The following is a 13,643-nucleotide window of genomic DNA, read 5'->3' as shown; positions in this document are numbered from 1 at the left end:
CCACACGATGTGAACTCGCTCTGATTCAAAGCGATGTTCATAAATCCTTCATCTAAGTGACTGGATTTTAGTGAGATTGCTCCATAATATCGCCGAAACATACGGAAGTGTTTCAGGCGCATGATCCTCAATCAAACCCCAATATCCAGCTCATCATCCTTTCAACTGGAGGTTAAATGCCTTCTGTTTACGCTCGTCATCGTGTTCCTGATTAATACGCCGATGCGCTACGTAAAATCTGACAAAGAATCCGACTTCGCCGCGCAACTCAAAACGTTAGAAAATACCCTGATCCTCAAACGCAACCTAGCGTCGAGCTTCCTCGCCATCGGTGACTCGCACATTGCCACCCATTATTTTGACGATCCAGCGCCGTTTTTGGATCTCACCAATCAGTTGCTCGCCACCCAATCCTTGATCAAATCTATGACGATCGTGGCGAAGACGCCGCCCGTGGGGTATCGCTACCAACGTTGGATCACCACCTACAACCGGTTTTACAACAGCAGCCTCAATCGCCAGCAAACGCAACTGCTGCTCTCGCCGCAATGGGGCGTATTCACCGAGTTTAAGGCCATCTATCGCCATCAGCGCCACATCGGGTATCTGGTGTTGGAGATCGATCTCAATGAATTTTCTGAAATTGGCGGCGACAACATCCTGCTCATCAATCAACTCGGCACCGTCTATTCCAGCTCTCGCACCGGAATCGACAGCCTGAGCAATTTGGGTGATAGCTTGCCCCATGTATGGCAGGATTTACAACGCTCCAACCGCTTTGCCGGTTTATTTGAATACGATGATTTTAGCTTTATCTACCGCAAACTCGATCTGCTGAATGACGGCAAAACCTACTTGGTCAAAGTGGTCGATAACCATGAACTGGTACCGCCCTACTTCTACTTAATTTTGATGTTCGGCAGCATCACAGCGGGCGTGAGCCTCTACCTGTATCGCATTCGCAAAGATAAACAGGAACTGACGAAAATCACCTTCACCGACGAGCTTTCCGGGCTGCACAATCGCCACTATTTGAAAAAAGTCAGTCGTCAGCTCAAACCGCATCACCGGTATCATTTGTGTATTCTGGATATCGATCACTTCAAGTTGGTGAACGATAAATATGGCCATGACATTGGCGATCAAGTGATTAAGCGCGTGGCGTCTGTGATCAAAAGCCGCATTCGCTTATCGGATTATGCGTTTCGTTTTGGCGGTGAAGAGTTTGTGGTAGTGATCAAAACCGACTCTGCCGAACAAGCTGTGCGTATTTTTGACCGGATTCGCGAGGATGTGGCGCTGTATGTACAAGCGCCGAAAGTGACGATTTCAGGCGGTGTTTGGCCCGTCACCGAATCGGTGGATGCCGCAATCAAACACGCCGACCGTTTGTTGTATATGGCGAAAGAACAGGGCCGCAATACGATTTTGAGTGAAGCCGCTTAACCCGACGCGCACGCCACAATCCCAGAACCAATAATGCACCAAAGCTCACCATGTTCAGCGAACCGCCGCCGCCACTGTCGGATGTTGTCGTTCCATTGAGATAAGCGACCCGTTTGTCATCCGTGGCCACAAAATCTGGCGTTTCGCTGCCAGCCAGCACGCTGTTGATCCAACTGGTGTAGTCAACCACTTCGGTAAATACTGCATCGGCGTTGGACATGGTCCACGGGTTGCCGCACGTGGTGGGGCCAAAACTGACAATGCCCACTTGTTTTAATGTGCCGCTGTCATTCCAATAAATAGGGCCGCCCGAGTCACCTTGACAGGTGCCGTTGTCCAGCCCCGTGGTCACGCTGGTATCACCACCAAAACAGATCTGTTTGCTGGTCAGCGCAGTCAAATCCAGCTGACACGTCGCGTTCGAAACATAGTTCATGTCGGTCACCAGCAGGTCGTCGCTGTCATCGGTGCCGGTACTGGTATTGCCATGGCCGACGGCTTCAAACACATTGTCGTTGGTATTATTATCTGTGTTATCTGTTCCCAAGCGATAAGTGTCATCACTGGGGATATCAGTATAGCCAATCACGTTCAGGGTCGATTCTAACTTGATGATCGCAATGTCATTCGGCCACAGGTTGGTGGAAGAGTCTTCATACCCGGGATGATAATAGAACTCCGACGCTCGCACGGTTTCAATATTGCCGTTCGGGAAGGCGGATTCACTGTCAGTTTGCGCCACCACCGTAAACAAATTGTAGTTTTCATCCAAATTGCCGGAGCCATCAAAGATGCAGTGTGCGGCCGTAAGCACATGCGTCTCATCCAGCATGGTGCCGCCGCAATAACTGCCGACACCATAGACGCCATCGTATTCAATGCGGTCGTAATACAGGCTGACAAACGAGTCATACGTCGTCACCGAGGTCGTGGTGCCGTTAACGATGTATGTGGTCACGTCCGTCGTGGCTGCAAATGCGGGTACAGTAGCAAAGAAACTGGTGAGCGCCGCCAACGCCTTCCATGTCGTCATGTCGATATCCTTAAAGTAAACCTGCTCAGATAGTACTTGATACGTACCATTCAGCAACACTGGCCTTACGCGCCAGTCAAAGCGTCAATAAAAGTATGCATGATAAATAAAAAAACAGCCCCTAAAAAGGAGCTGTTGTCGCAAATTCAATCGCTTAGCCGCGGTAGTAACGTTGCGGCACAAACGGCATTTTTTCCACCAGCATCGGCAGCATTTTACCGCGCACTTCAGCAAACACTTCCGTCCCAATGGCCGCTAAGTCGGCACGCACATACGCCATAGAAACCGGAATTCCCGCAGTTGGCCCGGCAGTGCCGCTGGTCACGAGACCAATTTTTGCGCCATCAGCATCAAACAGTTCGGTACCTTCACGCACAGGCGCCTTAGTTTGACCAACCAGACCTACACGTTTGCGCGACACATCTTTTGTCGCGATTTGCGACAGAATGATATCCGCACCTGGGAAGCCACCTTCACGCGCGCCGCCCGTGCGACGAACTGGCTGAATTGCCCACAGCAGGCTGGCTTCAACCGGTGTGGTGGTTTCATCCAAATCGTGACCATACAGACACAGGCCACACTCCAGACGCAGCGAGTCGCGTGCGCCGAGGCCGATCCACTCCACTTCTTCAAACGCCGTCAAGGTGCGAGCCAACGCTTCGGCTTGGTCAGCAGGGACTGAGATTTCGTAACCATCTTCGCCGGTGTAACCACTGCGGCTTACGATGCAGTCGATGCCATCGATTTGCACTTGCTGGATATCCATAAACAGCATATCCGCGACCGCAGGTTGCAGACGAGCCAGCACGTCAGCCGCTTTCGGGCCTTGCAGCGCCAGCAGCGCGCGGTCGTCAATGATTTCCAGCTCGACACCTGATGGCAAATGCGCCTGCAGGTGATTGATGTCTTGGTCTTTACAGGCCGCGTTCACCACCACAAACAGGTGATCGCCCAAGTTCGCCACCATCAGGTCATCCAGAATGCCACCTTGCTCGTTGGTGAAGAATGCATAACGTTGTTTGCCTTCCGCTAAATCAACCACATCAACCGGAACAAGCGTTTCCAGTGCGGCAGCCGCCCCTTCACCGTGCAGACGAAGCTGACCCATGTGTGAAACGTCAAACAGACCCGCCGCTTCGCGTGTGTGCAAGTGCTCTTTCTTCACGCCCAAGGCGTATTGCACCGGCATGTCGTACCCCGCAAAAGGCACCATTTTTGCGCCAACTTCCACGTGAAGCGCGTGCAATGGTGTGATCAGGAGTTCTTGTGTCGCATGTTCTTGAGTCATTTTCTTCTCCATTAAGCCAGACTCCGTCTTTTGAGTGTAGCCGCTAGTGTTTAGCAAAAACTGTCGCAAAAGTGCGCATCAGGAAACCATGTTTCCAATAGTGAACAAAGATGCCCTTGTTTTAGCGGATTAACAAGTTCAAAACAGTGAGAATTGTCATAATTAACAACTCAATCACATTTAAAGCGGTAAAAGAAAAACGCCGCACTGACGACATTCTCATCACTACGGCGCATTTTTCTTCAATTCGCAACAAAAAGCAAACGGTTGCTTTCACTATAGGAAATTTTCAGTTTTTCACTTTATTTAGCCGTGACCCACAAGATCAGCGCATCTTCATCACTCACCGAAACCAACATATGCCCCATGTTGGCGTCGTAATACACACTGTCACCTTCGACCAGCAACACCGGTTCATAGAACTCACTGTAGAACATCACCTCACCTTCGAGGATCAACAGGAACTCTTCACCGTCATGGCGAACCCAGTCACCATACTCTTCAAATGCACGTGCTCGAACTCGGCTTTTAAACGGCATCATCTTTTTATTCGACAGTTGCGTCGCTAGCAATTCGTGTTCATAAGTTTGGGTTGGATGCGGTTTACCCTGCCCTTTCTTGGTCACATCACGACGGCCGCTTGCCATTATTTTTTTAGGCGGCTCAAAGAGTTGAGGCATATCAATTTGCAAACCATGCGCCAGTTTCTGCATGGCTTGAAACGTTGGCGAGATCTGTTCATTTTCGATTTTGCTGAGTGTAGAACGTGCCAACCCCGTGCGTTGACTGGCCTCTTCCAGCGTGATGCCAAGCTTGGCGCGAATGTCTTTAATGCGCTGGCCGAGTTTAAGCGGTTCGATCGTTTGGTCGCCGGATTCCTTGGCGAGCGTCAATGATGGGTACTCATCATAAATGTCTTCTGACATGCTTTCCCTCGAATATTTATTCTTCCTGTCGTAAAAAACATTGTTGCACGAAGCGACAGATTGATTAAAGAGCACAATCGGAAATAAAGCGTGCTTTAGGTAGCAAAAACCGAAACCGTGTTTCCTATAGGAAATTTTTGATTGATTGTTCATATCACAGGGAGTATGTTACGTCCTTGTTAGATGAAGAGATGCAAGTTACCGCGTTCAAGTGGCAAGGATTTAACATTTGGCTGCGGGTTTGGACCCTGTTTTTGGGGTCAGTTATCGGTGCAATCACCACGAGTCACCTCAGTGGCTCACCCGCGATTGAACCGATAGCCGTGATTAAGGAACAACCAACACATGCACGATTTTGCTTTGGCAGAATCGAAGAAGAAGGACCGACGAGCCGCAAGACGCTCAAACGCTCGTCAGATTATGGGAAGGTCATCTACCATGAACGCAAACGTGAACAAAGCTTACCAAAATCACAGCCTGGAGAGCTTCTTCTCCACGAACCTCGCTGCTACGGACGATGCGGTATTTGCCGGCATTCAAGCCGAATACACCCGTCAAAACGAACAAATCGAACTGATTGCTTCCGAGAACATCGTGTCGAAAGCCGTCATGCAAGCCCAAGGCACCTGCCTGACTAACAAATACGCGGAAGGCTATCCGGGTCGTCGTTACTATGGCGGCTGCGAGCACGTCGACAGCGTTGAAGCCATTGCCATCGAACGCGCGAAATCGCTGTTTGGCTGCGAGTATGCCAACGTTCAACCGCACTCTGGCGCACAAGCGAACGGCGCAGTGATGCTGGCGCTGCTGCAACCGGGCGACACCATCATGGGGATGTCGCTAGACGCTGGCGGCCACTTAACGCACGGCGCGCGCCCTGCTTTATCGGGCAAATGGTTTAACGCCGTGCAGTACGGTGTCGACCGCGCAACGTTGGAAATCAACTACGACGACGTACGCAAACTGGCGCTGGAAAGCCAACCAAAGCTGATTATTGCCGGTGGCTCAGCCATTCCACGCATCATTGATTTCAAAAAATTCCGCGACATCGCTGACGAAGTCGGCGCGCTGTTGATGGTTGATATGGCGCACATCGCCGGCTTGGTTGCCACAGGCGCTCATCCAAGCCCACTGCCACACGCCCATGTCGTGACCACCACCACACACAAAACCCTGCGCGGCCCACGCGGCGGCATGATTCTGACCAACCACGAAGAGATCATTAAGAAGATCAACTCAGCGGTATTCCCTGGCCTGCAAGGTGGGCCACTGATGCACGTCATCGCGGCAAAAGCGGTTGCATTTGGTGAAGCGCTAGGCCCTGAGTTCTCAAGTTATATTGATTCGGTGATCGAGAACGCAAAAGTTCTGGCTGAAGTATTGCAAACTCGCGGCTGTGACATTGTGACTGGCGGAACCGACACGCACCTGATGCTGGTTGACCTGCGTCCGAAAGGATTGAAAGGCAACGTGGTCGAACAAGCACTGGAGCGCGCGGGAATCACATGTAACAAAAATGGCATCCCTTTTGATGAAGAGAAGCCTATGATTACTTCGGGCATTCGTTTAGGTACGCCCGCTGGAACCAGCCGTGGTTTCGGTCGTGAAGAATTTAAACTCATTGGTGAGTGGATTGGCGACGTGCTGGATGGCTTAGTTGAAAGCCCTGAAGGTAACCCGGATGTGGAACAACAAGTTCGCAAACAAGTGAAGACGCTATGCCAGCGCTTCCCGCTTTACCAATAAACAGTTAATGACGCTCAAGGCGCATCAACGTCAAACCCAATTCAACGTTGATGCCCACCTTAAGCAGCAAATTCGATACATTTTGGAGATTATGCAATGGACAAAACACTGAAGTTTACAGACAGCCATGAATGGGTGCGCGACAACGGTGACGGTACAGTAACAATCGGCATCTCTGAGCACGCTCAGGAAATGCTGGGCGATGTTGTGTTTGTTGAACTACCCGAAGTCGACAGCGAATGCGATGCAGGCGAAAGCTTCTCACTGGTTGAATCTGTAAAAGCAGCTTCTGACATCTACGCGCCTGTATCTGGTGTGATTGTGGAAGTGAACGAAGACCTTCAGGATAGCCCAGAGCTAATCAACGAACAGCCATACGACGGCGGCTGGATTGTGAAAGTGAAACTGTCTGATGCAGCTGAACTCGACGATCTGAAAGACGCCGAAGAGTATCTGAGCTCTATCGAAGAAGACTAATGTCTCAGAATAAAGCTGCCCTTGCGGGCGGCTTTTTTTCAAGGGAAAGGAAAATGACTGAATTACTTCACAGCCTAAGCACTCAAAATGAGTTCGTTGCTCGCCACAACGGGCCTAACACCGCTGACCAAGCGAAAATGCTCAACACAATCAACGCGGCTTCTTTGGAAGCGCTGATTGCAGAAACCGTTCCAGCGAACATTCGTCTGGAAAAGCCAATGAGCCTTGCGCCAGCGAAAAGCGAAGCCGACATGCTGACTGCCATGAAAGCGTTCGCACAACAAAACCAAATCAAACGCACTTTCATCGGTCAGGGTTACTATAACACCTTCACGCCCAACGTCATTCTACGTAACGTGATGGAAAACCCGGGCTGGTACACGGCTTATACGCCTTACCAACCAGAAATTTCTCAGGGTCGTCTTGAATCGCTGCTGAACTATCAACAAATGGTGATGGATCTGACCGGGATGGAAATCGCGAACGCCTCTTTGCTAGACGAAGCGACCGCGGCTGCCGAAGCGATGGCACTGTGTCACCGCGCGGGTAAGAGTAAGAGCAATGTCTTCTACGTGGCAGACGACGTTCACCCGCAAACCATCGAAGTGGTGAAGACTCGTGCGGCTTTCCTGGGTTTTGAAGTTCAGGTTGGCGCAATCGATTGCCTTGTAGAACAAGACGTGTTTGGTGCGCTACTGCAATACCCAAGCACCACAGGCGAAGTACGCGATCTGACGGACATCATCGACAAAGCGCACGCCAACAAAACCTTGGTGACAGTCGCGACTGACCTGCTGGCCAGCACGCTGCTGAAACCTGCCGGTGAAATGGGCGCAGACGTGGTGATCGGTTCTGCGCAACGTTTCGGCGTGCCGATGGGTTACGGCGGTCCGCATGCAGCGTTCATGGCAACGCGTGATGCGTACAAACGTACCATGCCAGGCCGCGTCATCGGTGTATCTATCGATGCCAAAGGCAACCAAGCCCTGCGTATGGCGATGCAAACGCGTGAGCAGCATATTCGCCGCGAGAAAGCGACCTCCAACATCTGTACCGCTCAAGCGCTACTGGCAAACATGGCCTCATTCTACGCCGTATTCCACGGTGCTGAAGGCCTGCGCACGATTGCTCGCCGCACGCACCACCTGACTGCAATTCTGGCCGCTGGCCTGACCAAAGCGGGCTTCGAACTGGCGCACAACAGCTTCTTCGACACCATCACCATCAATTCAGGTGCCAACACTGACGCGCTGTACCAGAAAGCACAGCAGGCCGACATCAACCTGCGTAAATTGCCTGTTCAACTGGGCATCAGCTTAGATGAAACCACCAGCATCGCCGATATCGAAGCGTTGTTTGGCGTGTTCGGCGTCAGCGAAAGCGTTGAAACGCTGTCGGCGTCGATTGAAACGAACGAGTTTGCTGCGATTCCAGAAAACTGCCGTCGTACGTCTGAATACCTGACTCACCCGGTCTTCAACACGCACCACAGCGAAACGCAAATGATGCGTTACCTGAAAAAACTGGAAAACAAAGACTTCTCTCTGACGCACGGCATGATCCCACTGGGCAGCTGTACCATGAAGCTGAATGCAGCGGCAGAAATGATTCCGGTGACTTGGCCAGAATTTGGCTGCATTCACCCATTCGCACCCAAAGCTCAAGCGGCAGGTTATGCGGCTCTGGCTAGCGACCTGAAAGCGAAACTGTGTGAAATCACAGGTTACGATGCGTTCTCACTGCAACCCAATTCGGGAGCGTCTGGCGAATACGCAGGTCTTGTTGCGATTCAGCGCTACCACCAAAGCCGTGGCGAAGGCCATCGTAACGTCTGCCTGATCCCAAGCTCTGCGCACGGTACGAACCCGGCAACCGCATCGATGGTATCGATGAAAGTCGTGGTGGTGAAATGTGATGACAACGGTAACGTAGATATCGCTGACCTTGCAGAGAAAATCGAGAAACACCAAGATAACCTGTCGGCCATCATGATCACCTACCCGTCGACACACGGTGTGTATGAAGAACAGGTGCGTCAGGTGTGCGACATGGTTCATGCCGCTGGCGGTCAGGTTTACCTAGACGGCGCGAACATGAACGCTCAGGTTGGTCTGACGTCGCCAGGCTTTATCGGCTCTGATGTCTCGCACCTGAACCTGCACAAAACGTTCTGTATTCCTCACGGCGGCGGCGGCCCGGGCATGGGTCCTATCGGTGTGAAATCGCATCTGGCGCCATTCCTGCCAGGTCACATTGAAGGCGGCCTGGAAGGCACAGATTTCGCAGTTTCTGCCGCAGATCTGGGTAGCGCCTCGATTCTGCCTATCTCTTGGGCTTACATCGCAATGATGGGCGCAGAAGGCCTGACCAACGCGACTGAAGTGGCGATTCTGAATGCGAACTACGTGATGGAGCGTCTGCGTCCTCACTATCCTGTTCTGTACCGTGGCGCGAATGGCCGTGTTGCGCACGAATGTATTATCGACATTCGTCCGCTGAAAGAAGAAACCGGCATTAGCGAAGAAGACATCGCAAAACGTCTGATGGACTACGGTTTCCACGCGCCAACTATGTCGTTCCCGGTTGCGGGCACGCTGATGGTTGAGCCAACAGAATCGGAAGATCTTGCGGAGCTGGATCGCTTCTGTGATGCGATGATCGCGATTCGCGAAGAGATCAACCAAGTTCATGCGGGTGTATGGCCACTGGCAGACAACCCACTGGTAAACGCGCCACATACACAAGTTGACCTTTCAAGCGACGAATGGGTTCACCCGTACTCGCGCGAGATCGCCTGCTTCCCTTCCGCGCAAGCGAAAGCCTCGAAGTACTGGCCAACGGTCAATCGTGTCGACAACGTCTACGGCGACCGTAACCTGATTTGCTCTTGCCCGAGCATTGAAAATTACGAAGAGTAATGACGCTTTTGATCACAGATAACCAAGTTGGAAACTGTGATAACCGAGTTGGAAACCGATAACTAAATTGGAAACTAACTTGAATTAAAAAGGCGAACCGTTTGGTTCGCCTTTTTCACGTCACTATCACCTAGAAATCACTGTCACCAAATTACAAGTAGATAGAACCCCGCTACATCATTTCAATTTCATCTTGAGTAAACCAGCCAGACTCTAAACTCTGAATCGCCACTGATTTCCTAGACGCCTTTTAGTTAGATAAACTAGCTAAAAAGAGGTGTCCATGAGCCATAAACGTTACCCCGAACAATTCAAAATCGAAGCAGTGAAACAAGTCACTGTTGCCGGCCATTCTGTTGCTGATGTTGCTCAGCGTTTAGGTACCACCACACATAGTCTTTACGCCTGGATTAAGCGCTATGGCCCTGACTCTGAGGTACACCTTCAGCAGTCTGCTGAGTCCGCAGAAATTCGACGATTACAAAAAGAGCTTAAGCGTGTTACTGAAGAACGTGACCTGTTAAAAAAAGCCGCGGCGTACTTCGCAAGCCACCCCGAGTAAGATACGCCTTTATCCAAGAGCATCATCACAGTCACTCTGTGCGACATCTGTGTCAGTTGTTTGATGTTCATCCGAGCGGGTATTACGCGTGGAGGAGCTGCGCAAAGTCGAAGCGACAACGTGACAATGAACGACTTACAGGCCAACTCAAACAATGTTGGCTTGAGTCTGGTGGCGTCTATGGATACCGAAAACTCCATCGAGATCTGCGTGATCTTGGCGAGCAATGCGGTATTAATCGTGTGCATCACTTGATGCAGAGAGCAGGATTGCGAGCGCAAGTTGGCTATCGAAACCCGAGAGCTCCTAGTGGTGAGCAACACGTTGTTACGCCAAATCGTTTAGAGCGGCAATTCGATCCATTAGCGCCCAACACGGCTTGGGTAACGGATATTACGTACATCAAAACGCATGAAGGCTGGCTCTATCTTGGCGCTGTAATGGACTTGTTCTCACGACGAATTATTGGTTGGTCAATGGGCAGTCGTATCACCAAAGAGCTTGCGTTAGATGCTTTATTAATGGCGGTATGGCGTCGTAAACCTGCTGGCAAAGTGCTGGTTCATTCAGATCAAGGAAGCCAATACACGAGCCATGATTGGAGTGAGTTTCTAAGCGCTCATGGTTTGGAAGGTAGCATGTGCCGTCGAGGCAACTGCCATGATAACGCGGTAGCAGAGAGTTTCTTTCAACTGCTGAAACGTGAACGAATTAAGCGAAAAATCTATGCGACCAGGGACGACGCAAAGATGGATGTGTTTAATTATATAGAGATGTTTTACAACCCGAAACGACAGCATAGTTCTAATGATGGGCTATCACCGTTAGCGTCTAAAAGTCGTCTACTGAAGTAGTGGCGATTCACAACAATATAGAGACAGTTACTCACCAATGACTGGTTGAGTTCAGAGCTTAAGAACATCAAAGCTACAAAAACCTAGTTGAAATATTTTTCTCAGAACCAAACACAGTATATCAACTTGAAAAATTAGCCAAAAGTCAATGGTGTAGTTATCAGTAGCTCTTTCGACTTGTTCCTTTCGATTGCAATCTCACATCGCCAACTTCACTTTGCAACATATAACATATCAATGTACCATCCCCCAACTTATTAGGCTTAGTAACAAGAAGTTAATTCAACCAATGCTATGTAATGCTGTTTTTGAAGGTGGTGGAGCAAAAGGTATTGCCCACATCGGCGCACTCAAGGCTATAGAACAATATAATTTGAAAATTGACAAATTAGCAGGGACATCTGCTGGGTCAATCATAGCGACCATGATTGCATTAGGGTATAGTGCTGACGAGCTATACAACCCAGAAACGCAAACAGGTAAACTACCACATAATTTGAAGACGATAATTCTTAGCTCAACTAGTTGCTATATATCATTGTTTATCAAATTAGTAGTAATGTTAATCGTGCCGTATGTAATTTTGGGATACTTCGTATCGTTCACGTTCCCACTTTACTTGATAGCTGCGTTCTTTACTAAATTGACTTTGTTCAATCTAAGTAAAAAAATTCCATATTCAGGCATCAGAAAAGTAATAAGAGCTACACTTGCCTCCGTGACCATTGTGACATTCTTGCTACTTCTGATTCCAGTGGTCATTCCCGCAACATTTGTCATGTGGGGGTTTGGATTAATACCCACCAAGTCCATAGAGCAGTGGCTTGAAACAATAATTCAAGACTCTCCACTCATCAACTCTTCCAATACTAATGTTAAAGCCAGAGATTTAACATTCGCTCAACTATTCGAAATGAGTAATCTACACCTCAAGCTTATATCATCAGATATTGGTACTCGTGAAATTACAATCTTCTCTCATGAGAATGAATTAACTAAAGATGTAAAGGTAATTGATGGTATTTTAGCAAGTATTTCTATACCACTATTTTTTAAATGTAAGAAGATTCAGATCAATGGCAATGTTTACCAATTTGTTGATGGTGGAATGTTAAGTAACTTCCCTGCTTGGAGCTATCGCAAACACCTACTCTTAGATGACTTGAAACACACCATTGGCATTAAACTGTCCCCTTCTCTTCGTGTTAGAAAGGACGTAGATAATCCAATAACTTACTTCAAGAATTTAGCGATTACTGCTTTGTGGGGGGCAAGCCCTATAGAAAACATAAGTGTAAAGGGGCTAAACCTCATAAAAATTGATACAGGCACAGTCAAAACCCTGTCGTTTTCTCTAAACAAAAGTGACGTATTAAGTCTGTATGAAAAGTCTTTTGAGCAAACACGCTTTTCGCTTGTAAATAACTATGCTCTTTTTCCAAAGCCCAACGCACAAGATTGGTTACAAAAGGTCAGTCAATCGTTCATAACCTCTTATTCCAAAGTCCTTAATCAGTTCGCTGAACTTGGTGCTCAAATAGGTAACCTAGATAACTCTAGAGCCTGTCTAATCGCTTCTGTAGACCAAAATCTGAATACAAGTAAAATCGTTTACCACTATAATATGGATAGTGACTTAGATCGCCACCTTGAATTTGACAACCATGAAGGTGCGTCAGGCATTTGTCTTAATACGGGCATACCTATGATATATTTACCTGAGTTGAACCAAAATTACGTCCCTGGTGGCACTCACTTAACAAGCAAAATGAAGTCCGCGTTATCCATGACCTCCAATCGAAAAGCTCTCGTAAAGAAAGGGTTGAAGGTTATCATCACAATTCCTATCTTTAGCATTAGAGAGCTAAATGAGAAAGGAGTGATTCGTGGAAGTAGCAAAAAGCTGGATGAACATATATTTAAGTTTACTGAAACCCAAAAGTACAAGATCAAGCCCAAAGCTGTCCTCGCAATTGATTTTGATGACTATTTTTTGTACGATGAAAACAGAAACGTGATCGATGCACTTTACAAACATAACTTCAATGATTCTATGCTATCTTTGTTTAGTTATATCGCATCCTCTGCGATCAGTGAATTTTCGGCTCAAATTGGAAGCAATGGGGAGTAATCATTATGACATGTATTGAAATGCAACGCATAGAGAAAACAAAAACGACTCCACCTAAAAACAACCGTAAAATCAAAAATTTAAAAATAAATCTGGATGAACTAATAGAGTTGGTACAAACAGAAGTAGACGAGAACCCAGAAATCATCCATATATCTAACAACCAAACTCAAAACGTTAACAATAAGCAAAGCTAATCTTAGTCGCTCCTCTATCTGTTTACGTTTTAACGGAAGGACGAAGGTGAGCCCTCACCCTCGTC

10 protein-coding genes are annotated in these 13,643 nt (G+C 48.6%); 7 read left to right on the top strand and 3 right to left on the bottom strand.

Translation table 11 applies throughout. The annotated features are described in order from the left end of the window. Positions 1-222: 222 nt before the first annotated feature. The gene (locus tag ACS18Q_RS16715; protein WP_441258020.1) at positions 223-1,446 is read left to right on the top strand and encodes a diguanylate cyclase; all 1,224 of its coding nucleotides are present in this window, start codon (positions 223-225) and stop codon (positions 1,444-1,446) included. On the opposite strand, the gene ACS18Q_RS16710 is transcribed toward ACS18Q_RS16715, so the two are convergent. The 3 genes from ACS18Q_RS16710 to ACS18Q_RS16700 form a co-directional block, all read right to left on the bottom strand. Then, the gene (locus ACS18Q_RS16710; protein ID WP_441258019.1) at positions 1,373-2,479 is read right to left on the bottom strand and encodes a S1 family peptidase; all 1,107 of its coding nucleotides are present in this window, start codon (positions 2,477-2,479) and stop codon (positions 1,373-1,375) included. The genes ACS18Q_RS16715 and ACS18Q_RS16710 overlap by 74 nt on opposite strands. A gap of 154 nt (positions 2,480-2,633) precedes the next feature. After that, a complete protein-coding gene (gcvT, locus tag ACS18Q_RS16705) occupies positions 2,634-3,767 on the bottom strand; it encodes a glycine cleavage system aminomethyltransferase GcvT (protein WP_392442534.1) in 1,134 nt (377 codons plus the stop codon). Positions 3,768-4,069: 302 nt separating this feature from the next. Beyond that, positions 4,070-4,693, bottom strand: a complete 624-nt coding sequence (locus tag ACS18Q_RS16700; RefSeq protein ID WP_238820475.1) for a helix-turn-helix domain-containing protein — start codon at positions 4,691-4,693, stop codon at positions 4,070-4,072. Positions 4,694-5,131: 438 nt separating this feature from the next. On the opposite strand from ACS18Q_RS16700, the gene ACS18Q_RS16695 reads away from it, so the two are divergent. The 6 genes from ACS18Q_RS16695 to ACS18Q_RS16670 all read left to right on the top strand — a co-directional run bounded on the left by ACS18Q_RS16695 (position 5,132) and on the right by ACS18Q_RS16670 (position 13,578). After that, positions 5,132-6,439 carry a serine hydroxymethyltransferase gene (locus tag ACS18Q_RS16695; RefSeq protein ID WP_004727771.1) on the top strand — a complete coding sequence of 436 codons (1,308 nt, stop codon included), beginning with the start codon at positions 5,132-5,134 and terminating at the stop codon, positions 6,437-6,439. 96 nt (positions 6,440-6,535) lie between these two features. Next, positions 6,536-6,916, top strand: a complete 381-nt coding sequence (gene gcvH / locus ACS18Q_RS16690; RefSeq protein WP_004727770.1) for a glycine cleavage system protein GcvH — start codon at positions 6,536-6,538, stop codon at positions 6,914-6,916. A gap of 53 nt (positions 6,917-6,969) precedes the next feature. Beyond that, a complete protein-coding gene (gene gcvP, locus ACS18Q_RS16685) occupies positions 6,970-9,834 on the top strand; it encodes an aminomethyl-transferring glycine dehydrogenase (RefSeq protein WP_441258018.1) in 2,865 nt (954 codons plus the stop codon). 283 nt (positions 9,835-10,117) lie between these two features. Beyond that, positions 10,118-11,250 (top strand): IS3 family transposase gene (locus tag ACS18Q_RS16680; RefSeq protein ID WP_441258017.1). Its coding sequence is split into 2 segments (ribosomal slippage): positions 10,118-10,355 and positions 10,355-11,250, totalling 1,134 coding nucleotides; the frame shifts between segments, so codons are not numbered across the junction. A 289-nt stretch (positions 11,251-11,539) separates the two neighbouring features. After that, the gene (locus ACS18Q_RS16675) at positions 11,540-13,381 is read left to right on the top strand and encodes a patatin-like phospholipase family protein (RefSeq protein WP_129147635.1); all 1,842 of its coding nucleotides are present in this window, start codon (positions 11,540-11,542) and stop codon (positions 13,379-13,381) included. Between the two features lie 5 nt (positions 13,382-13,386). Next, positions 13,387-13,578, top strand: a complete 192-nt coding sequence (locus ACS18Q_RS16670) for a hypothetical protein (RefSeq protein ID WP_129147636.1) — start codon at positions 13,387-13,389, stop codon at positions 13,576-13,578. Positions 13,579-13,643 lie beyond the last annotated feature (65 nt).

Origin of the sequence: Vibrio sp. Vf1514, assembly GCF_052076135.1 — a bacterium.
Classification (GTDB): Bacteria; Pseudomonadota; Gammaproteobacteria; order Enterobacterales; family Vibrionaceae; genus Vibrio; species Vibrio furnissii.
The sequence above is the reverse complement of the archived record's forward strand: the minus strand, read 5'-3'. Positions and strand labels throughout refer to the sequence as shown.